This is a genomic window from Kribbella jiaozuonensis (genome assembly GCF_005233875.1).
Lineage (GTDB): Bacteria > Actinomycetota > Actinomycetes > Propionibacteriales > Kribbellaceae > Kribbella > Kribbella jiaozuonensis.
Window position 1 is genome coordinate 296,311 of record NZ_SZPZ01000005.1, and the last position, 23,280, is coordinate 319,590.

23 protein-coding genes are annotated in these 23,280 nt (G+C 68.0%); 11 read left to right on the forward strand and 12 right to left on the reverse strand.

The genetic code is table 11. The features are described 5' to 3' along the window. Positions 1–12 precede the first annotated feature (12 nt). Positions 13–741: a 3-hydroxybutyrate dehydrogenase gene (locus FDA38_RS33455; protein WP_137258177.1), complete on the reverse strand. Its 729-nt coding sequence runs from the start codon at positions 739–741 to the stop codon at positions 13–15. A 146-nt stretch (positions 742–887) separates the two neighbouring features. Here FDA38_RS33455 and FDA38_RS33460 point away from each other — a divergent pair, with 146 nt between their 5' ends. Then, complete coding sequence (locus tag FDA38_RS33460; protein ID WP_137258178.1) at positions 888–3,149, forward strand: FdhF/YdeP family oxidoreductase; 2,262 nt, start codon at positions 888–890, stop codon at positions 3,147–3,149. Here FDA38_RS33460 and FDA38_RS33465 read toward each other — a convergent pair. After that, entirely contained in the window at positions 3,124–4,344 is a 1,221-nt protein-coding gene (locus FDA38_RS33465; RefSeq protein WP_137258179.1) for an MFS transporter, read from the reverse strand. The genes FDA38_RS33460 and FDA38_RS33465 overlap by 26 nt on opposite strands. Before the next feature lie 62 nt (positions 4,345–4,406). Between FDA38_RS33465 and FDA38_RS33470 the strand changes: the two genes are divergently transcribed. Further along, entirely contained in the window at positions 4,407–5,024 is a 618-nt protein-coding gene (locus FDA38_RS33470; protein ID WP_137258180.1) for a CGNR zinc finger domain-containing protein, read from the forward strand. 286 nt (positions 5,025–5,310) lie between these two features. Next, a complete protein-coding gene (locus FDA38_RS33475) occupies positions 5,311–6,681 on the forward strand; it encodes a hypothetical protein (RefSeq protein WP_137258181.1) in 1,371 nt (456 codons plus the stop codon). Positions 6,682–6,698: 17 nt separating this feature from the next. On the opposite strand, the gene FDA38_RS42435 is transcribed toward FDA38_RS33475, so the two are convergent. Next, the gene (locus FDA38_RS42435) at positions 6,699–6,845 is read right to left on the reverse strand and encodes a hypothetical protein (RefSeq protein WP_170989959.1); all 147 of its coding nucleotides are present in this window, start codon (positions 6,843–6,845) and stop codon (positions 6,699–6,701) included. Between the two features lie 42 nt (positions 6,846–6,887). On the opposite strand from FDA38_RS42435, the gene FDA38_RS42440 reads away from it, so the two are divergent. After that, a complete protein-coding gene (locus FDA38_RS42440; RefSeq protein WP_170989960.1) occupies positions 6,888–7,043 on the forward strand; it encodes a hypothetical protein in 156 nt (51 codons plus the stop codon). Between the two features lie 20 nt (positions 7,044–7,063). Beyond that, entirely contained in the window at positions 7,064–7,852 is a 789-nt protein-coding gene (locus tag FDA38_RS33480; RefSeq protein ID WP_137258182.1) for a hypothetical protein, read from the forward strand. Between the two features lie 53 nt (positions 7,853–7,905). Here the strand turns inward: FDA38_RS33480 and FDA38_RS33485 are convergent, their stop codons facing one another. Next, positions 7,906–10,095, reverse strand: coding sequence for an MMPL family transporter (locus FDA38_RS33485; protein WP_137258183.1), 2,190 nt, complete (start codon positions 10,093–10,095; stop codon positions 7,906–7,908). Between the two features lie 184 nt (positions 10,096–10,279). Beyond that, a complete protein-coding gene (locus FDA38_RS33490; protein ID WP_137258184.1) occupies positions 10,280–10,816 on the reverse strand; it encodes a M48 family metallopeptidase in 537 nt (178 codons plus the stop codon). A gap of 523 nt (positions 10,817–11,339) precedes the next feature. On the opposite strand from FDA38_RS33490, the gene FDA38_RS42445 reads away from it, so the two are divergent. Both FDA38_RS42445 and FDA38_RS33495 read left to right on the forward strand, forming a co-directional pair. Beyond that, positions 11,340–11,498, forward strand: coding sequence for a DUF5679 domain-containing protein (locus FDA38_RS42445; protein WP_012922897.1), 159 nt, complete (start codon positions 11,340–11,342; stop codon positions 11,496–11,498). Between the two features lie 94 nt (positions 11,499–11,592). After that, positions 11,593–12,906, forward strand: coding sequence for an ABC1 kinase family protein (locus FDA38_RS33495; RefSeq protein ID WP_137258185.1), 1,314 nt, complete (start codon positions 11,593–11,595; stop codon positions 12,904–12,906). Here the strand turns inward: FDA38_RS33495 and FDA38_RS33500 are convergent. Continuing rightward, positions 12,893–14,359 (reverse strand): MFS transporter, encoded by a 1,467-nt coding sequence (locus FDA38_RS33500; protein WP_137258186.1) that lies wholly within the window; start codon positions 14,357–14,359, stop codon positions 12,893–12,895. The genes FDA38_RS33495 and FDA38_RS33500 overlap by 14 nt on opposite strands. Positions 14,360–14,446: 87 nt before the next feature. On the opposite strand from FDA38_RS33500, the gene FDA38_RS33505 reads away from it, so the two are divergent. Next, complete coding sequence (locus FDA38_RS33505) at positions 14,447–15,232, forward strand: DUF899 domain-containing protein (protein ID WP_137258187.1); 786 nt, start codon at positions 14,447–14,449, stop codon at positions 15,230–15,232. A 1-nt stretch (position 15,233) separates the two neighbouring features. On the opposite strand, the gene FDA38_RS42450 is transcribed toward FDA38_RS33505, so the two are convergent. After that, positions 15,234–15,401: a hypothetical protein gene (locus FDA38_RS42450; protein WP_170989961.1), complete on the reverse strand. Its 168-nt coding sequence runs from the start codon at positions 15,399–15,401 to the stop codon at positions 15,234–15,236. A gap of 184 nt (positions 15,402–15,585) precedes the next feature. Between FDA38_RS42450 and FDA38_RS33510 the strand changes: the two genes are divergently transcribed. Continuing rightward, positions 15,586–16,110 (forward strand): NUDIX hydrolase, encoded by a 525-nt coding sequence (locus FDA38_RS33510; protein ID WP_137258188.1) that lies wholly within the window; start codon positions 15,586–15,588, stop codon positions 16,108–16,110. 78 nt (positions 16,111–16,188) lie between these two features. Here the strand turns inward: FDA38_RS33510 and FDA38_RS33515 are convergent, their stop codons facing one another. The 4 genes from FDA38_RS33515 to FDA38_RS33530 all read right to left on the reverse strand — a co-directional run bounded on the left by FDA38_RS33515 (position 16,189) and on the right by FDA38_RS33530 (position 19,555). Next, positions 16,189–16,407, reverse strand: a complete 219-nt coding sequence (locus FDA38_RS33515; protein WP_233715080.1) for a hypothetical protein — start codon at positions 16,405–16,407, stop codon at positions 16,189–16,191. 33 nt (positions 16,408–16,440) lie between these two features. Next, a complete protein-coding gene (locus FDA38_RS33520) occupies positions 16,441–16,728 on the reverse strand; it encodes a WhiB family transcriptional regulator (RefSeq protein WP_131285495.1) in 288 nt (95 codons plus the stop codon). Positions 16,729–16,877: 149 nt separating this feature from the next. Further along, entirely contained in the window at positions 16,878–17,075 is a 198-nt protein-coding gene (locus tag FDA38_RS33525; protein WP_137258189.1) for a hypothetical protein, read from the reverse strand. Positions 17,076–17,437: 362 nt separating this feature from the next. Beyond that, complete coding sequence (locus FDA38_RS33530; protein ID WP_137258190.1) at positions 17,438–19,555, reverse strand: ATP-dependent DNA helicase UvrD2; 2,118 nt, start codon at positions 19,553–19,555, stop codon at positions 17,438–17,440. A 99-nt stretch (positions 19,556–19,654) separates the two neighbouring features. On the opposite strand from FDA38_RS33530, the gene FDA38_RS33535 reads away from it, so the two are divergent. Together FDA38_RS33535 and FDA38_RS33540 are read left to right on the forward strand one after the other, a co-directional pair. After that, on the forward strand, positions 19,655–19,894 hold the full coding sequence (locus FDA38_RS33535; protein WP_137258191.1) for a mycoredoxin: 240 nt from the start codon (positions 19,655–19,657) through the stop codon (positions 19,892–19,894). A 92-nt stretch (positions 19,895–19,986) separates the two neighbouring features. After that, complete coding sequence (locus FDA38_RS33540) at positions 19,987–22,338, forward strand: hypothetical protein (RefSeq protein WP_233715081.1); 2,352 nt, start codon at positions 19,987–19,989, stop codon at positions 22,336–22,338. On the opposite strand, the gene nudC is transcribed toward FDA38_RS33540, so the two are convergent. After that, the gene (gene nudC, locus FDA38_RS33545) at positions 22,339–23,262 is read right to left on the reverse strand and encodes an NAD(+) diphosphatase (protein ID WP_137258192.1); all 924 of its coding nucleotides are present in this window, start codon (positions 23,260–23,262) and stop codon (positions 22,339–22,341) included. Positions 23,263–23,280: the final 18 nt, after the last annotated feature.

The following is a 23,280-nucleotide window of genomic DNA, read 5'->3' on the forward strand; positions in this document are numbered from 1 at the left end:
CTCTCTCCTGAGTTAGTGGGCGGTCCAGCCGCCGTCGAGTACGAACGAGCTCCCCGTGATGGAGGCGGAGGCCGGGCCGCACAGCATGGCCACCAGCTCCGCCACTTCGGCCGGTTCGATCAGCCGCTTCACCGCGACCGGTTCGAGCAGGACCTTGTCGAGCACCTCTGACTCGGACAGGCCGTGCGTCGCAGCCTGGTCCGCCAGCTGTGCGGTGACCAGCGGCGTACGGACGTAGGCCGGGTTGACGCAGTTGCTGGTCACCCCGTGCGCCGCGCCTTCCAGTGCGACGACCTTGCTGAGACCCTCCAGCCCGTGCTTCGCCGCGACGTACGCCGCCTTGAACGGACTGGCCCGGAGCCCGTGGACCGAGCTGATGTTCACCACGCGACCCCAGCCGGCGCCGTACATGTGTGGGAGCGTCTGCCGGATCAGGCGGAACGGCGCCTCGAGCATGAGCCGGACGATGTAGCTGAACCGCTCCGGCGGGAACTGCTCGACCGGTGCGACCTGCTGTACGCCGGCGTTGTTGACCAGGATGTCGATATCGGTCGGCAGCTCGGACAGTCGCTCCAGGTCCGACAGGTCGGCGCTGATCGCCTCGACGCCGTCCAGCGCGTCGAGTCCGGCCTGGTCCAGGTCCACGGCGATCACGTGGACGCCGTCCGCGGCCAGGCGTTGGGCGCAGGCGGCGCCGATACCTGACGCGGCACCGGTGACGAGGGCTCGACGGGTCTCCATGGCCGACGACTGTAGAAATCGATGCCGCGGCGCACTATGGGATCGGGGCACACAACCCGGGCGGATGATGTGGGGCGACACGCCACTTATCCACAGCCGTGCCTATCAAACCTGCAGGTGTCGATAGCGCGATCTATTGTTGAAACATGGTCGATATCGAACATCCGAAGAAGAAGGCCGCCGGTGTGCCCGCGGTGCTCTCGTCGTTCAAGTTCGGTTTCCGGGAGATGGGTCCCGCGCGGACCGGCAAGGTCTTTCTGAAGATGAACCAGGACGGCGGCTTCGACTGCCCGTCCTGCGCCTGGCCGGACCCCGACCACAAACGCAAGCACGCGGCCGAGTTCTGCGAGAACGGCGCCAAGGCGGTGGCCTGGGAGGCGACCCGCAAGCGGGTGCCGCGGGAGTTCTTCGCCGAGCACCCGGTCGAGGCGATGAACGAGATCTCCGAGTTCGACCTCGGCAAGCTCGGCCGGATCACCGAGCCGATGCTGCTCCGGGCCGGTGCGACCAACTACGAGCCGGTCGGCTGGGACGAGGCGTTCCAGGTCGTCGCGCGGCACCTCAAAGCGCTGGTCGACCCCAACGATGCTGTCTTCTACACCTCCGGCCGGACCAGCAACGAGGCCGCCTTCCTCTACCAGCTGTTCGTCCGCGCCTACGGCACCAACAACCTGCCCGACTGCTCGAACATGTGCCACGAGTCTTCCGGTACGGCGCTGTCGCGGGTGATCGGCAGCGGTAAGGGCGCCGTCACGCTGGAGATGCTCGAAGAGGCCGAACTGATCGTCGTCGTCGGGCAGAACCCGGGCACCAACGCGCCCCGGATGCTCAGCCACCTCGAGATCGCCAAGCGCAACGGCGGCGACATCGTCGCGGTGAACCCACTGCCCGAGCCCGGCCTGATCAACTTCAAGAACCCGCAGGCAGCGCGCGGCTGGATCGGCAAGGGCACGAAGCTGGCCGACCAGTACCTGCAGATCCGGATCGGCGGCGACCAGGCGCTGTTCCTTGCCATCGGCCACCTTCTGCTCGCTGCCGAGGCAACCCACCCGGGCACCGTGCTGGACAAGTCGTTCATCGACTCGCACACCAGCGGGTTCGACCTCTATGCCAAGCACAACACCGAGGTCGACTGGCCGGCGGTCGAGCAGGCGACCGGGCTGCGGCGGGCCGAGATCGAGGAGCTCACCCAGCGGTTCATCAAGTCCAAGGCGACGGTGATCTGCTGGGCGATGGGTCTGACGCAGCATCGCGAGGCCGTCGCGACGATCAGCGAGATCGTCAACGTCCTTCTCCTGCAGGGAAACATCGGCAAGCCGGGCGCCGGCCCGTGCCCGGTTCGCGGTCACTCGAATGTGCAGGGCGACCGCAGCATGGGCATCTGGGAGAAGATGCCGGAGACGTTCCTCGACAAGCTGGACTCCGAGTTCTCGTTCACCTCGCCGCGGGAGCACGGCATCGACGCGGCGGAGACTGTGAAGCGGCTGCGGGATGGCGCCGTACGCGTGTTCGTCGGGATGGGCGGGAACTTCGCCTCCGCGACGCCGGACACCGAGGTCGTGCATCGCGGTCTGCGTGAGTGCGACCTGACCGTGCACGTGTCGACGAAGCTCAACCGGTCGCACACGATCACCGGGCGCGAGGCGCTGATCCTGCCGACGCTCGGGCGGACCGACCACGACCACACCCCGGCGGGTCCGCAGTCGGTCACGGTCGAGGACTCACAAGGCGCCGTACACCTCTCGACCGGCAACTTGATTCCGCCCGGGCCGGAGATGAAGTCGGAGATCGGCATCATCTGCGGGCTGGCGCGGGCCGTCGTACCTGACGTGGGCCAGATTCCGTGGGCCGACTTCGCGGACGACTACAGCCTGATCCGGCAGCGGATCGGGCGGGTCGCCGACGGGTACGAGGACTTCGAGGACCGCCTGCGGGCGAACGAGGGTGGCTTCCTGCTGGCGCATGCGGCGCGGGACAAGCGCGAGTTCAAGACGTCCGACGCGCGGGCGCAGTTCACCGCGAACGATCTGACCTGGCTGCCGACCGAGCCGGGCCGGCTGTTGCTGCAGACGATGCGCAGTCACGACCAGTTCAACACCACGATCTACGGCCTCGAAGATCGGTATCGCGGCATCAACGGAACGCGTGAGGTCGTCTTCGTGAACCCGGACGACCTGGCCGAGCTCGGCCTCAAGGACGGCACGTACGTCGACATCGTCAGCGAGTTCCGTGGTGTCGAGCGGCGGGCATCGCACTTCCGCTTGGTGTCGTACCCGACGGCTCGCGGTTGCGTGGCGGCGTACTACCCGGAGACGAACGTGCTGATGTCGGCCGACGACGTCGCGAAGGGCAGCAACACGCCCGTCGCGAAGGGCCTCACGGTCAGGCTGGAGCCAGTCGCTTCCTGAACCACGGCTGGAGTACTGCGAGTGCGACGGCAACCGCTGCGCTTGTGAGCCAGAGGCCTGTCGGGCCGACGTTCTCGAGGAGTTGGGTGACGGTGAGCGGGGCGATCGTGGTGGCGATGCCCCAGCTGAGGCCGAAGACGGCCAGGTACCGGCCGCGGGCCTGGTCGGGGGCTAGGCCGGAGGCCTGTGTGAGGTAACGGGTCAGGAGGAAGAGGTCGCCGAGGCTCCAGAGGATCGAGGCGATGACGAACAACGCCAGGTTTCCTGCGACGGCGCAGACGACCAGCCCGGCGGCGAGCAGCACGTAGCCGATCGCGATTGATCGGGAGTCGTCGAGGTTCTGGACGCGGAGCAGGCGCTGCGCGGCGATCAGCGTGATCGCGGAGATGGCGAGGATGATGCCGATGCCGGACTTCGGGAGACCTTGTGCGACGAGGGTTAGTGGCAGTCCGATGATGATCTGCATGTAGATCGTTGCGAAGACGGTGCCACCGGCAAGGAGTAGGAGCAGGCGGCGATCGCGCCATACCGACACCTGCGAGCCGACCTCGACCGGCTGCTGCTGCAACGGTCCTGAGGTCGCGCCCGGCGCAGACGCCTCTCGTCCCAGTCGCGCGTCGGCCGGGAGGGCCAGCGCGACGAGTGCCGCGCAGGACAGACAGGTGATCGCATCGGCGACGAACAGCCAGCGGAGGTCGCCATGGCTGATCGCAGCAGCCAGCAGCCCGGCGAGCACACCCGCGGCGGCAAGTGCTGCGCTGTAGAGGCCGTACGCCGCCGGACGATCGGCCGGCTCGGTGACGTCGGCAATCATCGCCTGGCTGGGCGGCTCGTAGATCTCGAACGCCAGGCCGAGCAGGATCGTCGCGAACACCGCCGACCACAAGGTGTGGCTCAACGCGATCCAGAGCTGCGAGATCGCGCACCCGGTCAACCCGAAGACGATCGTCCGGCGCCGACCGAGGCGATCGGCCAGGTGACCGCCGAGCAGTCGCGACGGGATCGTCGCGGCGCCGAACACCGCGAGGATCAGGCCGGTCTGACCGAGCGACGCACCGAACTCGACCGTGAGCACCACCCCGAGGAACGGGAGCGTGAACGCGCCGAGCTTGTTCACCGCGCGGGCGACGACCAGGATCCAGACGGTCCGGGACAGCCCGCGCCACGGCGCGGTCAGCGTGGCAACAGCACTCATCACAGCTCCATGACTGTCTAAACGGATATGATCGGTCACGCGAGAGCCTACGGAGAGGACCCATGACCGGTCAAGTGTCTTTTGATAGTCACGCCCGCAGTGTGCTGGCGGCGTCGGTCGAGTACGTGAACCGACTGACCCCCGGATACTCCGGTGGTGTCGCGTACGCCGCACCCGCCGACGACCCCGAGTCCGTCACAGCCGCGGTCGCCGACGCCCTGACCGCGATCGGCTATCCACCGAAGTCGGTCCCGGTCGACGACGCTCGCCGCCTCGTGGCACTGGCTCGCCGCATGCGCATCGTCTTCGAGTGCGCCGCCGCCGACGACCTCGACGCCGCCGCAACGGAGATCAACCAGCTCCTCCTCGACACGAATGCGCGCCCCCAACTCGACCGCGGCCGTGACCGCCCCTGGAGCCTCCACTTCCACGGCCCCGACGAACAACTCGCCAACGGCTGGGCAGCCGGCTGCGCAGCCGGCCTGGCCCTTGCCGTCGGCAGCGACCTGGCCGGCCGCCTCGGCGTTTGCGCCGCCCCCCAGTGCGACCGCGTCTTCGTGGACGTCTCCAAGAACGGCCAACGCCGCTTCTGCTCCCCCCAATGCCAGAGCCGCGTCAAAGCCGCCGCCCACCGCGCCCGCCAGAATCCTGCAAACACGAGCGGATCCGCCGAAAACTAGTTGCTATCGGCCACCAAGTTCGGAACCCGGCAGCGTTTCCAATGAGCGCTTGCGTCAAGTTTCCTTGGCTTTGCCCAACCGCTGGACCAGAACTGGCGATCGTCGTACCGTTCAGTCCGGTTGGGGGGAAATACAAATGCAGAACTGTGGTTCTTGTGGTGCGGGCAATCGGGCCGGCGCCACCTACTGCGGCACGTGTGGAGTGCGGCTTCCAGCGATCGACGAAACTGCGAGACCGTCCAGGGATTCACCACCGTCGGACGCCACGCGCTATTTGTGCGCGGCCGTGCAACTGGACAGCCGGCTCGCCAAGGAAGTCGTCCGCGACATCGTGGACGAGGAGTTCACTGCGCCACCGTCGTCGCCGGACGTCGACCTGGTGCCGGTCATGCTGCACGCCGTCGCGGCCCGCAAACGCCAACTGATCCGCGATCTCCTGCTCACGCTGCTGGTCTGCACTGCTGTGTGGGGCTTGTACAGCTCGAGGTACGTCGCGGTGCTGCTGACGCTCGCGCTGTGCTGGGTGGTCGTCGTCGGCGAGACCCTGGTCGCGACGTACGGCGTGGTCGCGCACGATCTCCGTCCGGGCCGGTTCCAGCCGGACGCGATGTCGCCGCCGGGCAACAGCAAACTCGGTCGACGCCTGAAGCAGGTCGCGGCGGCTGGTCAGGGGAATGTCAGCGTCTACAGCGGCTACACGCCGTTCGTCGGCTGCGGGATCACTCTCAATTCCTGGTCGTTCGCGCTCGACACGCACCAAGCGGCCGCGGGGCGGATCGCCGAGTCGTTCAGCGCGTTGGAGATCCACGACTTCGTCCAGGAGCAGTTGCGCGACCTGCGCACCGGCAAGGTGACGATGTCGGACCGCGTGTTCGTCGACGGCCGCGATATCCGCGGTGATCGCCGGTTCCTGCCGGATCAGCTCGACGTACCGAGGCCTGCTGTCGATCGCTCGCTGGTCCGCAGCCTGACGCTGGAGCCCGAGGACCAGGCGCGTCCGTACCTGACGATCCAGTCGAGCGGCTGGCGCGGCCAGCTCGTCCTGTCGACGTTCCTGCGATTCGTCGTGACGCCACAGGAGTTGTTCATGGAGGTCAGCCACTGCCTGCTGGCACCGGTACGCGACGAGTTCCAGGAGGTGGACAGGCTGCTGCCGCAGCCGACGCTGCGGCAGGGGATCCGGATCGGCGGACGGGCGTTGCGGCGTACGCCGGGGCATGTACTGCGTGCTCCGTTCGCGATCGCGGCTCATCTGCTCAGCCCGGTAACGGCCGCGCTCCAGCGGTCGAGGCAGCGGCGGGAGATCCTCAGCTCGCTCCGGTTCAACTACGGCGCCGCTCGGAGCCCGCGGGAAACGGCCAGCGACAGCCGGTACCAGCGGTACTTCCAGCAGCTCGACAACGACCTGTACACCAAGGTGATCGAACGGCGGCTGCTCCAGTCGTTGAACCGCTTCCTCGAGTCCAAGGGGATCGACACCGCCGAGCTGAGCCAGCACCGGACCACGATCGAGAACCACGGCGTGTACGTCGCCGACGGCGGCACCGTGAAAGCCGAGAGCCTTGCGGTCGGGACCGGCGCCCGCGCGAGCTCCGTACTGATGAGAGTCGCCAACGCAGCCAAGCAGGGCGTCAACGAAGCAGCCGGAAGGAACTGAGCACTGATGGAGAAGAACTACGGAATCCGGGTCTCCGGTGGGAGCGTCACCGCCGGTGCGATGGCTGCCGGCGAAGGCGCCACCGCGACGAACGTCTCCGCGGTGTCCGCCGGGTCGCTCGCGGACGCGCGCGCCGGGATGTCCCAGCTCCCGAACTGCTGCACGCGCAGTCCGAGCGGCTGGAGCGGCCCGACGACACGATCGCCATGGCCGAGCTCGCCGAACACGAGCTGGCCAAGGACGAGCCCGACAAGAACTCGGTACTGCGACTGCTGGAACTGATCGCGTCCGGCGCCAAGTCGATCGCCACGATCGGCGGCGCGGTGACCGTCGTACAGCAGGCGGTTGCCGCGATCTTCTGACTGTCCGGGGGGACACTGCAATGCCTGCTTACTGCACATCCTGCGGCACGCGTCGAGCAGAGGGGGACGAGGTCTGCTCGCACTGCGAGGCTGCTTTCAAGGACACCGACGAAACACGGTCGGCCGATGGTCCGCCCGGACACGGGACGAGCTGGTTCGTCGGCCTCACCATGGTTCTCGCGGTGGTCGTGACCGGTGGGATCCTCGGCATCGACGCGATGATCGGACGAGCCACGGCGGCCGCCTCTGATCAGGTCCTGCAGAACCAGTGGCTCACACCCGACGGCTACATCACGTCGGGTCCGAAACCGGCGGAGGAGACTCCGAGCGACTCATGGGTGCCGCCGGCAACGGAGGACGAGACGAGCGAGCCTGTGCCGATCGAGACGACTCCCACTCCTGAGGTGGGGAACGAGTTGATCGCCGTTGATCCCGCGGCCGCGGAGGAACCGGCGGCGGCCGATGTCGTCCGGCTGCTGACGTCGTACTTCACCGCTATCAACGACCATGACTACGACAGCTACCAGGTGCTCCTCACTCCGGCCGCGCTGGCGACGCAGACTCGCAAACAGTTCACGAACGGCTTCCGCTCGACCGTGGACTCGGAGATCACGCTGCTCGGACTCAGCACCGCAACGGACGGCCGGCTCCTGGCCCAGGTCTCCTTCGTCAGCAGGCAGAACGGGATCGACGGCCCTGACGGACAGACCTGCACCCGCTGGACCGTCGGCAAGTTCCTCGAGGGTCAAGGCACCGATCTCCTGATCGGCAAGGCGCTCTCCGGCCACGCCAGCCACACGGCCTGTTGACAGCGCAACGGCGCCCCACCCGGATGGATTTCGGGTGGGGCGCCGGGCTGGGGTCAGCCGACCGGGGTGAGTTCGCGGTCTTCCTCCGGGGCGGGCGGGATGGAGGCGTGCTTGGCGGGCTTGGGGCGGAGCCACTTGGGGGCCCACCAGTTGGCGTCGCCCAGCAGGATCATCACGCTGGGGAGAACTACGGCGCGGATGATCGTTGCGTCGATCAGGATCGCGACCGCGAGGCCGACTCCGAGCTGCTTCATGTCCAGCGTGCTCAGCGTCGCGAAGACCGCGAACACGCCGATCATCACCGCCGCCGCGCTGGTCACCACGCCGGCCGAGCCGGTGATGCCCTCGGCAACGGCCTGCCTGGTCGGGACGCCCCGCAGTACCGCCTCGCGGATCCGGCTGACGACGAACACGTGGTAGTCCATCGACAGACCGAACAGCACCACGAAGAGGAACAGTGGCAGCCAGCTGACGACCGCGCCGTTCGACCGGAAGTGCAGCAGCCCTTCGGCCCAGGTGTTCTGGAAGACCGCGGTGACGACGCCGTACGCCGCTCCCGCGCTCAGCAGGTTGAGTCCGATCGCGGTGACCGCGACGACCACCGAGCGGAACGTCACCATCATCACGATCATCGTCAGCAGCAGGACGAACCCGATCACCAGCGGCAGCTTGTCCCGGGTGTGCGCCGCATAGTCGACATCCGCGGCGACGAACCCACCGACGGCGTACTCGACACCCGGCACCTTGCCGACCGTCTCCGGCATCAGTTCCTTGCGCAGCTTGGTCAGCGAGTCCCGCGCCTGCTGGCTGCCGCCCTCGTACGGCGTGGCGACCTCGAGCGTCGTGACCGTGCCGTCCTTGGAGACACGCGGCTCCTCGAGACCGTCCGACGCGAACAGCTTGTCGTCCTTGGTGCGCTGCATCAGATCAGCCAGCGCAGCCTTGACCGCCGGTGCTTGGTTGGCCGGCGCCCGTACGGCGACCTCATGGCTCGTACCCGTGCTCGGGAACGCCGCCGTCAGCCGGTCGTACGCCTTCATCACCGACGTCGTCCGGGGCAGGTCCTCGGTGCCCGGGAACTTCAGCTGCATCCCCAGCGCCGGCGACGCAACCGCGAGCAGCGCAGTGACAGCGACGAGCAGCGTGGCGATCGGGTGCTTCAGCGCCGGCTTCAGCACCGTCGGCCAGAACCGCGGCTGACCCTTCGACGCCGTCAACCGCCAAACGAGCGGGATCCGCGGGCGATCGACCCACCGACCGAGCTTCGCCAGTACGGCGGGCAGCACGGTCAGCGAACCGACGACGGCAACCGCGACGACGAGGATCGAGCCGACCGCGAAGGACGAGAAGACCGCATCGCGAGCGAGGAACAAGCCCGCCATCGAGATGATGACCGCCGTACCCGAGACGACGACCGCATGCCCGGAGGTCGCCGCCGCGATCTCGACCGCGTCGACATGACCGCGGCCCTTGGCGCGCTCCTCGCGTTCACGGCGGAGGTAGAAGAGTGAGTAGTCGACGCCGACCGCCATACCGATCAGCAGGATGACGCTGTTGACCGCATCGACCGCGGGTACGAGCTGTGATGCCGCCGCCGCTAAGCCGATCGCTGCGGCTACTGCGGACAGCGCCAGCAGCAACGGCACCGAAGCGGCGATCAGCGCACCGAACGCGATCAAGAGGATCGCCAGTGTCACCGGCAGGCTGAACATCTCGGCCCGCTTGAAGTCCTTGCCCAGCGTCTCGTTGAGCGCCTTGTCGATCGACAGTCCACCGACCTCTTCGACCCGGAGGTTCGGGTACTGCTGCTGGACCTGGGCGGTCGTGTCGAGCAACGGCTGAACGCGGTCGTCACCGTCACCGTCCTTGAGGGTGACCCTCACGATGACCGCGTCCTTGTTCGGCGACGGCATCGGCTGCGCGACCTCCGCGACCCCACCGAGGGCGCGCATGCGCTGGATGACGACGCCGGCGGCCTTGTTCGCCGCGGCCTGGTCGAGCTGTCCGGACGGTGCCGTGATCAGCACGCTCTCGACGTCCGGGTCGTCGAAGTTGCCGGATTTGACGATGTTGTCCGCCCGGGTCACCTCGCCGATGTCGCCCTCGTTCTTCGACTCCTTGGTACCGGTGATCGAGCCGAGCGCGAAACACGCGACCACGACGACAACCCACATCCCGATCGCCCGCCACGGATGGGTGGCACTCCAGCGTGCCGCCCGTACCGTGATCTGTCCCCTGGCCATGTTTCCCTGCCCCTCTGCGCCCCCTCGGGCACCCCACCCAGCGCTCCTGGCGTGACGCTGGCTACGGGCAAAAGCCTGACCGGCCGGGGCAGGTCGCGGCCATGGAGGAAGCCACCCAGTCGACCCTGGTGCTAGCCCTACCCCACCCTTTGCCGTACGCCGTACGAGCCGGGGCGATCGGACGTCAGAAGTCCTCGAGGTTGAGCGACGAGGCGGCCGAGACGCCCTCCAGATACCCCTCGGCGCGCTCGGCCTTCGGGTAGCGGTGGACCAGGTCCCAGAAGGTGGCGTTGTGGGTCGGCTCGATCAGATGAGCCAGCTCGTGGACCAGCACGTAGTCGACGACCCAGCCCGGCATCGACTGCAACCGGGTGGACAAACGGATCGATCTGTCCGCCGGAGTGCAGGATCCCCACCGTCTGTTTTGGTTCGAAACCCACCTCACAGATGCAGGTTCGGGCACTTCTGGGAGGTGGCGACACGCGAGTTCGTGTGCTCTGGCCAACAATTTTTCGTCCGACACGCGCGATCGGCTGCGCTGCTTCTCGAGTCGCGCCAGCATGGTCTCGACCCAGCGCGCCTCCTCGACGGCGGACAGCCGGTCGGGCATCAGCACGACCACCCGCTCGCCGTCCCGGTACGCGCTGACCGTGCGCTTGCGGCGCTTGCTGCGCCGGATATCCACATACGGCGGGATCGGGCGCGGTGGGGAGTCGGCCATGGCTCAAAAATGTACCCCCCGAATCCGACAACTTTCTTCGGTCCACATCCTGTGCATCGGCGTTTCCGCAGGTCAGACGCCAGATCTTGAACCCTCCGACCTACGTTGTTCACATCGTGTTCCCCCGCCCGTCCACAGCGTCGCGCGGCGCGCCCCACAGGTTGCGCACAGAGTTATCCACAGGGGTGGACAACGCGGGCTTGCCTGCGCGGCCGTCGCCTCTTAGCGTCATCTGCAACAGGCTCCCGGACCGCCTCCGGGGCCGCTCGGAGGGGAAGCCGAGCTGCTCCGGAGGCGGATCACCGGGAGCCTGTTCTATGCCGGCGAAAGTTTCGGTAAGGGCTTTCCTCGGGGGATTCGGGCGGCGCGCGGACCGTGAGGTGCGCTTGAGCCTGAGCCAGGAGGCCGTAGGGTGAATCCCGACTGGGCCGCACGGCCTACGGCAGGACGGTCTGCCGTTCAGCATCCAACGACTGCCCGGGGCGAGACCCCGGGCTGGAATTCAAGCAAGGAGAGGGCCCTCATGGCAGAGACCTGGAGCGGCGAGTTCTACTGCGTCAAGTGCAAGGCCAAGCGCACCGCCGACGGCGAGGTCAAGGTCAACGACAAGGGCACGCGCATGGCGAAGGCCAAGTGCCCCGAGTGCGGTACGAACCTGAACCGGATCCTCGGCAAGGCCTGACGCACCAGCTCGTAGGGGCGGTGTCCGGCACGATGTCTGTGCCGGGCACCGCCCCTGGTTCGTCCCGGCTTGGGCGACCGGACAGAATGGAGTCGTGTCGGACCTTCCTCGCAAGGCGCTGAGCCGGACCGCGAAACTTGCCAGCCTGCCCCTGGGTGCCGCCGGGCGCGCGACGCTCGGCCTGGGCAAGCGCATCGGCGGTGCTCCCGCCGAGGCCGTGTTCGCCGAGTTCCAGCGCCGGACGGCCGATCAGCTGTTCGCCGTCCTGGGTGAGCTCAAGGGCGGCGCGATGAAGTTCGGGCAGATGCTCAGCCTGATGGAGTCCGCGATGCCGGAGGAGCTCGCGGCGCCGTACCGGGCGACCCTGACCAAGTTGCAGGACTCCGCCCCGCCGATGCCGGCCTCGACCGTGCACACGATCCTGTCGCGGGAGCTGGGCAAGCGCTGGCGGGACCGGTTCGAGGAGTTCGACGACGTGCCCGCGGCGGCCGCGTCGATCGGCCAGGTGCACCGTGGGCGGCTCAAGGACGGTCGCGAGGTCGCGGTCAAACTGCAGTACCCGGGCGCCGCGGAGGCGCTCCGGTCGGACCTCAGGCAGCTGGGACGGTTCGCGCGGACGATCGGCGCGGTGGTCCCGGGTCTCGAGGTGAAGCCGCTCGTCGCGGAGCTCCAGGAGCGGATCGGCGAGGAGCTCGACTACGACCGCGAGGCGCAGGCCCAGCAGCAGTACGCCGACGCGTTCAAGGACCACCCGGAGTTCGTCGTACCGCGGGTGATCAAGCACTCCCCCACGGTCATCGTGTCCGAATGGATCGAGGGCCGGCCGCTGTCGTCGTACATCACCGAGGGTACGAAGGAAGAGCGGGACGCGATCGGGCTGAAGTACGTCCGGTTCATGTTCAGCGGGCCGAAGTACGCCGGTCTGCTGCACTCGGACCCGCATCCGGGGAACTTCCGGGTGATGGCCGACGGACGGCTCGGCGTGGTCGATTTCGGCCTCTGCGCGCGGCTCCCGGACGGGCTGCCGCCGGCTATCGGGCGGCTGCTGCGGATCTCGCTGAAGGGCGACGGCGAGGCGGTCCGGGACGGGCTCAAGGCCGAGGGCTTCATCAAGCCGCGGATGGAGATCGACCCGGAGCAGCTGATGGACTACCTGGCGCCGTTCGCGGAGCCGGCCCGGGAGGAGACGTTCCAGTTCAGCCGGGCCTGGATGCGCGCGCAGGCGAACCGGACCGGTGACTTCCGGTCGCCCAACGCGTCGCTCGCCCTCCGGCTCAACCTGCCCCCGTCGTACCTGCTGATCCATCGCGTCTGGATCGGCGGCATCGCCGTACTGTCGCAACTCGAGGCGGAGGCCCCGTTCCGCACCGTGCTCGAGGAGCTCCTGCCCGGCTTCACCGACGGCTGAGGGCCGGTACGGCGCGCAGCGTCACGGCCAGCAGGACCGCTACGGCTGCCAGAGCCACGGCGGTGATGCCCGCGGCGAGGTGCATGCCGCTGGTGAAGGCGTCACGTGCCTGGTCCAGCAGGTCGCCCGTGGCGCCCTGGGCGATCGCCTCGCCGAGCGAGTTACCGCCGCGGCCGTCCATGTGGCTGCGGTACGCCGCGGTCACCACGCTGCCGAGGACTGCGATGCCCAGCGAGTAGCCGAACTCGTTGCTGGTCTGCGTCAGCGCACCCGCCGAGCCGGCCTTCTCCGGCGGGACCGAGCCGATGACCAGGTTCGTGCCGAGCGTGACGAGCGGCGCCGGGCCGACGCACTGGATCGCGAACGCGATCGCCAGAACCGTCGTGGACGTCGCCATCGACGTCATGAACATCCCGACGACCGTGAACGCAATCCCAGCCGGGATCAGCACGCTCGGCCGGATCCGTTGCGCCAGCCGGGGCGCTACCTGGAAGGCGACGGTCGTCGTCAGCATGCCCGGGACCAGCGCGAGCCCGGCGGCCAGCGGGGTCATCCCCTGGACCAGCTGGAAGTACTGCGCGACGAACACCATCACGCCGCCGGACAGCATCGAGAACGCCAGCATGCTCCCGAGCGTCACGCTGAACGTCCGCCGCGTGAACAGCCGTACGTCGACCAGCGGGTCGTCGAGGCGACGCTGCCGCCGTACGAAGATCCAGCCGAACACCCCGCCGACCACCAGCGCGCCGATCGACTGCACACCGAGGCCATGCGAGGCGAGGTGCTTCAGGCCGTGGATCGCCGGCAGGATCGCGGCCAGCGACAGCAGCACACTCGGTACGTCGATCCGCCCGGCCTTCTCGTTCCGGTACTCCGGGAGCAGGAACGGCCCGACCACGAGCAACACGACCATCGCCGGTACGCCGATCAGGAAGGCCGAGCCCCACCAGAAGTGGTTCAGCAGGATGCCGCCGACGATCGGGCCGACCACCGCGCCGACCGTGAAGCAGCCGGCCCAGACGCCCAGCGCCTTCGCCCGCTGCCCCTCGTCGGGGAACAGCGTGGAGATCAGCGACAGCGTGCACGGCGCGATCGCCGCCCCGGCGATGCCGAGCACCGCGCGGGCCCCGATCAGCATGCCGGGATCGACGGAGTACGCCGCGACGACCGAGGCGATCCCGAAGACGGCAGCCGCGATCAGCAGCAGCCGACGACGACCGAGCCGGTCACCGAGGTTGCCCATCGTGATCATCAGGCCGGCCACCATGAACCCGTACACGTCCAGGATCCACAGCTGCTGGCTGCTGGTGGCGCCCAGGGCCTCGGTCACGGCCGGGACTGCAAGCAGCATCACGAACAGGTCCAGCGACACCAGCAGCGTGGCGAGGCACAGGACGCCCAGCGCGATCCACTGCCGCTTACTGGTGGTCACCATGTCGGCCTCGACGGTCATGATCCGGTCCTTCCGCAGGGGGTCTCTTCACTTCTGCGTCGGACGAAGTGTTCCGGGATCGACACCGGGCGGGACTATGTTCGGGCAATGACGACATTCGGAAATCTGCCCGAGGTCGTGCCACCGGAGGAGTGGCTGGCCGCCCGGCTGGAGCTGCTGAGGCTGGAGAAGGAAGTCACGCGGGCGCGCGACCGGCTGAACGCCGAGCGCCGTCGGCTGCCGATGGTCCGGATCGACAAGCCGTACGTCTTCGCGGGGCCGGACGGGGAGGTCGGGCTGCTGGACCTGTTCGACGGGCGGGATCAGCTGGTGATCCACCACTTCATGTTCAGCCCGGACTGGGACGAGGGGTGCTCGAGCTGCTCGTCGGCCGCGGACGAGATCGGCAACCTCCGGCAGTTGTACGTGCGGAACACGTCGCTGGTGGCGGTCTCGCGGGCGCCGTACCCGAAGATCGCGGGGTTCAAGGAGCGGCTGGGGTGGACGTTTCCGTGGGTCTCGTCGTACGGGAGTGACTTCAACTACGACTTCCACGCCACGCTGGACGACCGGGTCGCGCCGGTGCTGCTCCACTTCCGCACCAAGGAGCAGCTGGCGAACGAGAAGGGTACGCCGTGGTCAGGCGGGCCGTGGACCGACGAGATGAACGGCGACGAGCTGCCAGGGATCAGCACGTTCCTCCGGGTCGACGACGAGGTGTTCCACACGTACTCGACGTTCGGGCGCGGGATCGAGGACTTCCACAACGGCTATCGGTACCTCGACCTGACCGTTCTCGGCCGGCAGGAGGCGTGGGAGGAGCCGAAGGGACGCGCCGAGCCGCTCGGGCTACACGTCGGCGGACCCGCGATGCGTGTCCCGGATCAGTACTGACTTACCAGTAGACCGAGTCGAGCTTGCCCTCGATACTGCGGACGTTGTCCCGGGCACACCGGTCGCAGTACAGCAGCTTGCGTCCGTCCTCGATCGAGGTCATCCAGGTCAACGGCACGTCCTCCGACTCCGCCTGCTGACCACACAACGCACAGGTAGCTCTCACCATGGCATCAGGGTATGTCGCCCGGTCCCACGCCGTAGCGAGCAGGTGCTCGGTGCGGTGCCTCGGCGTGCTGGAGCGAAGGCGTCGATGTGGTTTCATCGTCGCCTTTGCTCCAGTGCGGCGAGGTGCCGTGCCGAGTGCCGCGCAGTAGGCGTGGGATCGGGTGACATGCCCTAGTCTGCACCGCGTGCGATGGGTGATTCACGGCGAGGCCGAGGTCTGGGGCAATCGATGGCTGAGCGTACGGCGGTTGGACGTCGAGCAGCCTGACGGGGAGCGGTTCGACTATCACGCGGTCCGGCTGAAGGACATCGCCGCCGCGGTCGTCACTCGGGACGAGCACGTGCTGCTGATGTGGCGGCACCGCTTCCTCACCGACACGTGGGCCTGGGAGCTGCCGATGGGGATCATCGAGGCTGGTGAGACGCCGGAGGCGGCCGCGGCTCGGGAGCTCGAGGAGGAGACCGGGTGGCGGGCTGAGGGGTTGACCGAGCTGATTCGGTCGGAGCCTGCGGCCGGGATCATGGACTCGCGGCATTACGTGTTCCGGGCTACTAGCGCGGTGTGGGTCGGGGAGCCGACGGAGCGGAACGAGTCGGATCGGATCGAGTGGGTACCGGTAGGCGACGTACCCGGGATGATTGGGCGGCGGGAGATCGTCAGTGGGATCACGTTGGTCGGGCTGCAGCAACTGTTGATCCAGGAACGCTGAAGGGGCGGCACCCCCTTTGGGTGCCGCCCCTCAATTTGTTCAGCTGGTCAGGCTGTGTTGCTTGGTGTTTCTGGTGGATCAGACGAGACGGGCGAGTGCGAGGCGCGCGCGTGCGCTGGCCCTCTCAGCTCGCCGGCCTGCCCGCTCGGCCTGCTTCTGCGCCTTCTCGATCTGGTGAGCGAGGCGGAAGCGCCGGTTCTGCTCTGCGGCCTTCAGTGAAGCCCGACAGTGAGCACGGGCGAGATCTTCATTGAGTAAATGCATTTCGGTGCTCCTGTGTGAAGTCTGGTTGGTCATCGTTCGGTCTCGTTTCGGATGGTTGGGTGTCGTTCAGGCTGCGGTGACGGTGTCGCTCTTGCGGGGACGCCCACGGGGCCGCTTGCGCGGAACCACCACACCTTGGACGAACAGCTCGCCACCCCACACTCCCCACGGCTCGGAACGCTCGAGCGCTCCGGCCAGGCACTCGGCCTTCAGCGGGCAGGTCGTGCAGAGAGACTTTGCGTACTCGACGTCCGCCGGCGATTCGGCGAAGAAGAGTTCTGGCGCGTAGGACCGACAGGGCAGGTCCTGCGACGTTGCAACCTCGGTGAAGACATCGAGGAAGCTAACGCTCATTCCGGTCACCTCCCAGTGACTTTTGGATGCTGGTCTCTTGTCGTCGGTGACGATTACCGGTTGGTAGTCGCCAAATCTTTGGACAAACAAAAGGGCCGCGGGACCCTTTGGTGGGTTCCGCGGCCTGGAGGTGCCGGCTCTGACGCTTGTCAGACCGGTGGACTCCATGCTCGAGAACCCGAACCGCCGTACTTCACATCGCCGACAGCTCCGCCCTTGAACTGGGCGATGCCGGAGGCCATGAGCACAACGGTCGCGACGTGCAGACGCGGCGAGGCACCCGGGATCTGGGCGCACGGCAGCGCGGCAGCGTCGCTGAACGGCATCTTGACCGTGTTGGTAATCATTTCCAGGGCACCTCCTCTCGTTGTGGCGAAGCGGGCGGTTAGCTCGATCGCTATGGTGGTTTGAAGTTTTCGGCCAGGCTTCGACCGCAGAAAGAACAGTACGCCGTCCGCGTCGGAGCCCGCAAACTATTTATCGCCAGTTTGCGAAGTTGGCCGGAAGTTGCCGCCACGGCGACCGGATCTGGTTGCCGTGACAGGGTTTCCAGCACTCTCCGGGACGCCGTCCGCACGCTGCGGGATCGTTGCCTCTGTCACCTAACTGCCACGTCTGCCAGGAGCAGAACACGGCACGTACTCCAGGGTGCGCCCCGAAAGCTGTGCCTGGCAAGAACATTTCCCGCAGCACTTGCCCGAAGGGGCAATCAGCGAGTGCAGAGGTTCAGGATGTGTTCGCCGTACTTGGCCAGCTTGGTGTGGCCGATGCCGGGGATCTGACGCAGCGCCTGCGCGTCCTCCGGGCGGGTCTCGGCGATCGCGGTCAGCGTCGCGTCGGTGAGGATGACGAACGCCGGCATCCGCTCGGACTCGGCCTGCTCGGTGCGCCACTCGATCAGCGCGTCGTACAGCTTCTGGTCGATCTTGGACGGGCAGTCCTCGCAGCGGCCGAGCTTGCGGGCGCCCGGGTCGAGCAGGCCGCGACCGCAGACCCGGCACTTCGGGATCGGCCGGCTGGAACGCGGTGCGCTCGACGGACGCTCGAAACTGGTCGGCGAGGACGGCGTCCACTCGGTCCGCGCCGTACGGACGCCGATCGGGTCGAGGAAGCGGGTCGGACCGCGCGTACCGCGACCGCCCGGTGAGCGGGACGTGGACCAACTGATCGACAGCTGCTGCTTCGCCCGCGTCACGCCTACATAGAACAGCCGACGCTCCTCCTCCACCTGCACCGGAGTCTGGGCGTACGTGATCGGCAGCGTCCCCTCATGCGCCCCGACGATGAAGACGCACTCCCACTCCAGGCCCTTGGCCGCGTGCAGCGTCGCCAGCGTGACGCCCTCGGCCAGCGGCGCATGCTGGATCGACGCCCGTCGGTCCAGCTCCGCCATCAGCTCAGGCAGCCGCGCCTCGGGGTTGGCTGCAGCGAAGTCGGACGTCATGGTGACCAGTGCGCTCAATGACTCCCACCGGTCCCGCACCGCTCCGGTCCCGGTCGGCGGCTCCGGCGTCCATCCAGCCCCGCCGAGCACGCCGGTCACCGTGGTCACCAGGTCGTCGGACAGGTCCCCCGCCTTGGCCTGACCCCGCAGCAGTACGGCGGCCTGCCGGATCTCGGCCCGCTCGAAGAACCGCTCCGCACCCTTCAGCACGGTCGGGATCTTCCGCTCGGCCAGCGCCTGCTCGAAGTTCTCCGACTGCGCATTGGTCCGGAACAGTACGGCGATGTCCCGCAGCGCCACACCCTCGTCCCGCAGCTTCACGACCGCGCGCGCCACCGCGTCCGCCTCCGCGACCTCGTCGGAGTACTCGCGGTAGACCGGAGTCGGACCGGCCTCTTTCTGGGATCGCAGCGTCACCCGGCCGGGCAGGCCGGTCGGACCGGCGGCGTCGAGGATCTTGTTGGCCACATCGACGATCTGCGGCGTCGACCGGTAGTCGCGGACCAGCTTGATCACCGTGGCGGACGGATGCCGGGACGCGAAGCGCACCAGGTTCTCCGGCTCGGCGCCGGCCCACGAATAGATCGTCTGCGCCGGATCGCCGACCACGCAGACGTCCTCCCGGCCGCCCAGCCACAGGTCGAGCAGGCTCTGCTGGAGCGGCGAGACGTCCTGGTACTCGTCCACGACGAACGTCCGGTACTGGCGGCGGATCTCCGCGGCCACCCGCTCGTCCTCCGCGAGCAACGCGACCGCACAGAGCAGCACGTCCTCCAGGTCGATCCGGCCGCGCTCCAGCTTCACGTCCTCGTAGGCCGCGAAGATGCGCGCGATCGTCGCCGGGTCGAAGGCAGCCAGCGTCCGGGACGACTTGGGCGCCAGCCGGGCGTAGTCGTCCGGGCGGACGTTGCTCACCTTGGCCCACTCCACCTCACCGGCCAGGTCGCGCAGCGCGGGCGTGTCCACCCGGACCCGGCAGCGGGAGGCGGCCTCGGTCAGCAGCGGGAACTTCCGGTCCGCGATCGGCGGCAGCTCCCCGCCGTACACCTTGGGCCAGAAGAAGCGGGCCTGCCGAAGCGCGGCCGAGTGGAACGTGCGGGCCTGCACCCCTTGTACGCCGAGCTGGGCCAGCCGCCCGCGCATCTCCCCCGCCGCCCGCTGCGTGAACGTCACCGCGAGCACCCGGACCGGGTCGAACGTCCCGGTCTGGACGCCGTACGCGATCCGGTGGGTGATCGCCCGGGTCTTGCCCGTCCCGGCGCCGGCCATCACCACGACCGGGCCGTGCAGTGCGGACGCGACCGCTCGCTGCTCCGGGTCGAGGGCCTCCAACAGGCTCTCGGCAGAAGCAGATCGTGTGAGGTCGCTCACGGGGTGAGACACGCGGGAACAGCACCACCTACGGCATGGTTCGAATAGGTCGAAGGCAACCCTAGACGGGCGGCCCGACAAAACCCCTCCCAGCCTCAAGGAGTCAGCCAAATGGCTGCTTTCACTATGTACTCGACGCCGTGGTGCGGCTACTGCCACCGCCTCAAGGGCCAGCTCAAGCGAGCCGGCATCGAGTTCACCGAGGTCGACATCGAGCAGGTCCCGGACGCCGCGAAGCTGGTCGAGCAGATCAACAACGGCAACCAGACGGTCCCGACGGTCGTCTTCGCCGACGGCACCGCGATGACCAACCCGTCGATTGCGCAGGTCGCGGAGAAGCTCGCCGCCTGAACAACCTGACTCAGGTCATATCGCCTGAGTTATGGACTTTACGGTCATGACCGTTATACCTTGCGATGAACTACGTCGCAGGGAGTCCGCCCATGTTCTCGCGCCGTCACCTTCGCGCTGCCTTGACGACCGTCGTCGTCTCGATCGGTCTGCTCGCCACGGGCGGGTTGCACGCCACGGCGGCCCCGCCGATGCCTGATCCGTTCCCGTCGGAGACCTGGCCGCTCGGGCCGCCGACGAAGCCGTTCGCGCCGGCCGACGACGTCATCAAGGACCTCGGCTCGCCGGTCAGCTCGCTCACGGTCATGGAGGGCGCGGTCGGCCGCACCCCGGACGGCCGCGACGTCGTGTACGCCGTACCCTCCGGCGAGAACGCCCGGCTCAACGTGGTGGACCTGCACACCCGCGAGCTGATCCGCGCCGTACCGCTGCCGGGCGCTGCCGGCGGCTGGGCGATCGTCGTGACGCCGAACGGGGACGTCTACCTCGGCACGTACCCGTACGCGCACCTCTACCGCTACAGCCCCGGCACCGGCGAGGTGACGGACCTGGGCCAGCCCATTCCGGGTGAGTCCCAGATCTACGGCCTGACCGCTGACCCGGACGGCAACGTGTACGCCGGGACCTATCCGACCGCGCACGCCTTCAAGTACGACCCGTCGAACGGACAGGTCACCGATTACGGCTCACTCGACCCGGTGCAGCAGTACGCACGATCCACGGTCTACGACCCCGACCACCGCAAGCTGTTCGTCGGCGTCTCGACTCCGAATGCCCGCCTGCTTCGGATCGACGTCGACACCAAGGCGGTCGAGGACATCACTCCCCCGGGTACGACGGCCAAGGACTTCATCGACCTGGACTACGCCGGCGGCAAGGTGTTCGCGAACGCCAGCAGCCGACTGGTGGTGGTCGACGCGGTCACCGGTGAGCAGATCAAGTACACCGACGCGACCACTGGCCAGCAGGTGATGGACTACCCGATCGCTGCCCGCGGCGTCTCCGCAGCCGGACCAGGCGGCGTCTACTTCACCAACAACACCCTGGCCCTCACGCACTACGACCTGGACACCAACACGGTCGGTCCGGTCTCGCCGCCGCGGACACTGACGCGTGGCGCATCCATCGGCTACGGCTGGGTGACCGAGAACGGTGTACCCGTGCTGTACGGCCTGGCCGGCAACTACTCCGGTGGGACGTTCCGCTACAACCCGGCCGACGGGACGCTGGCGCAGTGGAGCTCACCGTTCCAGTACGTGCCGTCGCCGCTGATGCACGAGCTGGCTGACCCCGTGACGGGCAAGGTGTTCGTCAACGTCTACCTGAACGGCTCCACGGCCATCTATGACCCGGCGACCGGCAAGTCCACCGTCACCACCCGGCAGGGACAGGTCGAGGGCTGGGCCTGGGACGGCACCGGCAAGATGTACGTCGGCATCTATCCGTACGGCCGGTTGTCGCTCTGGGACCCGGCGCAACCGGACAGCACGACCAACCCGAAGGAACTGTTCAGCCTGGTCGACAGCGACCACCAGAACAGGCCGGTGTCGGTGGTCCCCGACGGCAACCACGTGTACGTCGGCACCACGCCGGCGTACGGCGAGTACGGCGGCGCGCTGACCGTGTACGACGTACCGACCGGCAGCCACACCGTCTACCGCAACCTGGTGACCGACCAGACGATCGCGTCCATCCTGCCTGCGGGCGCGAACGTGTGGGCCGGCTCCAGCATCGAAGGCGGTCAGGGCACCGACCCGAGAGCCACCGAGGCCCACCTGATCAAGGTGGACCCGGAGACGGGCGCCGTGCTCACCGACATCGTCCCGGTGTCGGGCGCAGCCAGCATCAACGAGCTGACCTACGGACCGGACGGCAACATCTGGGGACTGGCCGACGGGATCGTCTTCGTCGTCAACCCGACGACAGGTGAGGTACTGCGGCTGCTGCCCGTGTTCAGCGCAGTCACCGGTTCACAGGACGGCGCGCTCTCCTGGCGCGACGGCCACTTGTACGGCGTGACCGGCGGCCGACTGTTCGTCCTGGACAGCCTGAGCGGACACGCCACCGTCCTGCGCGACCACGGCCTCAACCGGCTCACGCAGACCCCGGACGGCACCTACTACTCGTTGCTGCGACCGGACGGCTTCACCAACCCGACCAACCTGGCGTCGTACACGCCACCGGTCGACTCGTGTCCGCAGTCCGACGTCCGGCCGACAGTCTGGACCGGGAACATCGACAGCCACGTGTCGAACCGCTTCCTGACCTACGGCTGCACGCTGACCGACACACTGCCCAGTGCGAAGGCGGACTGGCCGAACCACGCGGCGTACGTCATCGCGGTCGACCGAAAGCTCCGCCAGCTCGAGCAGGCCGGCACGGTCGAGCGCTGGGAGGGCGTCCTGATCAGGGTCGCGGCGGCCCGGTCCAACGTGGGCCGGTGATCACCAGCTGCCGGTGAGGCTCTCGCCGTACCAGCCTTCGATCAGGCGGCGGGAGATCGAGATCGCACCCGGGAGGGCCATGGTGCCGGCTTCGACCAGCGCGCGGACGTCCTCCCGGGTGAACCACTTCGCCTCGGCGATCTCGTCCTGGTCCACGTCGATGTCGAAGCTCGACGCCTTCGCGTAGAACCCGAGCATCAGGCTCGCGGGCAGCGGCCAGGGCTGGCTCCCGGCGTACAGGACCTCTTCGCCGACGATCACACCGGTCTCTTCGAGCACCTCACGCCGTACGGCGGCCTCGAGCGACTCGCCCGGCTCGACGAAGCCGGCCAGCGTCGAGTACCGCCCCGCCGGCCAGGCCTCGTTGCGGCCGAGCAGAGCGCGGTCCTGGTCGTCGGTGACGAGCACGATGATCGCCGGGTCGCTGCGCGGGAAGTGCGACAGACCGCAGTTCGGGCAGCGCCGGACGTGGCCTGCCTCCACCACCTCGGTGTGCTCGCCGCAGTTCGCGCAGTGAGTGTGGACGCCGTGCCAGTTGGACAGTCCGATCACGTTGACCGCGATACCGGCCTCACGGTCGTCGAGCAGCGCGCCGAGTTCGCGCAGGCCGCCGTACGACTCGTCTGCCTCGCCCTTCACCAGCACACCGAAGACGGCGCGGCCTTCGGCGGTCATGCCGGCTCCGGACTCGCGGTCGATGCCGAGGAAGATCCGGATGCCTTCCGGCGCCTCGGACGGCGGGACGAAGCGCAGTGCGGAGCGGTCATCGACCACCTGCACCTGGTCACCGACGACGGCGACCACCTGGGTGTCGGACGAACCCCAGGCCTTCTCCAGCCAGTCGTCGTCACGGCGGCGGTCGGCGGCACGGTCCAGGACCGATCGGGACAGGGCTAGCGAACCAGGGTCAATCGAGTAGGCCACGTGCCTCAACCTACCCCG